We start from the raw sequence: 1,454 nt of genomic DNA, 5'->3' as shown, positions 1-1,454 counted from the left end.
AGCCGGTCCTATGTATGGACTCGCCCCTACATTCAACCTGCTTTTGAACACTGCTACCCGGTTGCATCTATGTATAAGGCCTATTCGAGGAAGCATCATCAGCTTCTGGCCAACATTGGGTGAGCTCGCGGTATGCCAATTACGATAAGGCCTCAAAAGGGCCAGTAGGACCGTAGGCATCTATCCACGACGGTCTGACCAAGGGTCAATGTTCTTAAGCAGCGGTTGAGGTGACCCAGCACCCCGGTGGCAGAACTCTGTTTTTTCAATGATTCATCGTCGCCTCCTGGCAACCCGCTGGCTGGCGACTATAGGTCTGATCGTTTTGCAGCAGCACCCAGACGATTCGCAGGTTTCGGTTGGCCAATCTGACGGCGGCTCCCTTTTGACCATGCTGGCTTAACCAGCGTCTCAAACGGCGATCATCCGGATGTTCAGAGTCAGGCCGCACCTGCCTTAACACAGCGTGCGCTCCCTGAATTGAAAGGCTGCGAATGTAGCCATCACCGCGTTTGCAAATTTTGCCCAGCCGAACTTTTTGTCCGCTGCTGTTTTGCTCAGGAACCGTACCGAAGTAGGCTGCGAACATTCGTGCATTGGCGAAGCGCCCAGGTTCAGTTTGCTTGGCCAGTAGCGCTGTAGCGATGACAGGACCGATGCCACGTACTGTCATCAGGCGCTTTGCTGTCTTGTCTTCGCGCGCGGCAGCTTCCAGACGCCCCGTCAGCACGTCGATACGTTCACCCAGCTGACTCCATTCGCCCAGCAGTTCGTCGACCAACTCGCGCAACATATCTGGCAATGGCTGGGTTGCGTCTTCCAGTATGCGTGGGACATTTCGGCTTAGGGCCACCGCCCCTTGCGCCATGGCAATGCCTTGTTCCAGCAGCAACCCACGTATCTGATTACCCATTGCGGTGCGCCGCTTTACATACCCTTGCCGAACACGATGCAGGGCCTGCATGGCCAATTGCGCGTTACTTTTGACGGGCACTGAAGCAATGTTTACATCTCGTCCCGAGCGCAATATCGCCAGGACATCGTTGCGGTCATTCTTGGCGCCGCTGCGATGATTGGCGACATGTTGCGCCGGTAAAATTCGCGCCTGATTGCCCTGAGCTTGCAGCAACTGCGCCCAAGCCTGTGCGCCAGGGCCGGTTTCCATCAGCACCGTCACGCTTGACGGCAGTTTTTGTAAAAAGGCTACAAAGGCTTCGCGTGACTTGATTCGCTCTTCGTAAATGACCTGACCAAGGGCGTCTTCTCCGGCTATCTGGAATACGTTCTTGGCAAGATCTACAGCCACTGTTGAACAAGCCGACACATCGGCTGAAGACAAAGCGTTACTTTTGATCGTATGCTTTTTCATGGACTCGCCCTCGCTGTCGTTGGCTTCTTAAGAATGCCACCGTGGCGCTACTGACGCCTCGGCTTGGGCGAGTCCATCCAATTAC

Annotated in this window: 1 protein-coding gene; it reads right to left on the bottom strand. The window is 55.1% G+C overall.

Annotation, left to right across the window (positions count from 1 at the left end; all coding sequences use genetic code 11):
* Window positions 1-265: 265 nt before the first annotated feature.
* Window positions 266-1,324: an IS110 family transposase gene (locus RX972_RS28995; protein ID WP_231678247.1), complete on the bottom strand. Its 1,059-nt coding sequence runs from the start codon at window positions 1,322-1,324 to the stop codon at window positions 266-268.
* Between the last annotated feature and the right edge of the window lie 130 nt (window positions 1,325-1,454).

The organism is Pseudomonas syringae group sp. J309-1, assembly GCF_032582135.1.
GTDB classification, from domain to species: Bacteria; Pseudomonadota; Gammaproteobacteria; order Pseudomonadales; family Pseudomonadaceae; genus Aquipseudomonas; species Aquipseudomonas quasicaspiana.
Note: the sequence above shows the minus strand (reverse complement) of the source record. Positions and strands in the feature narration are given on the sequence as shown.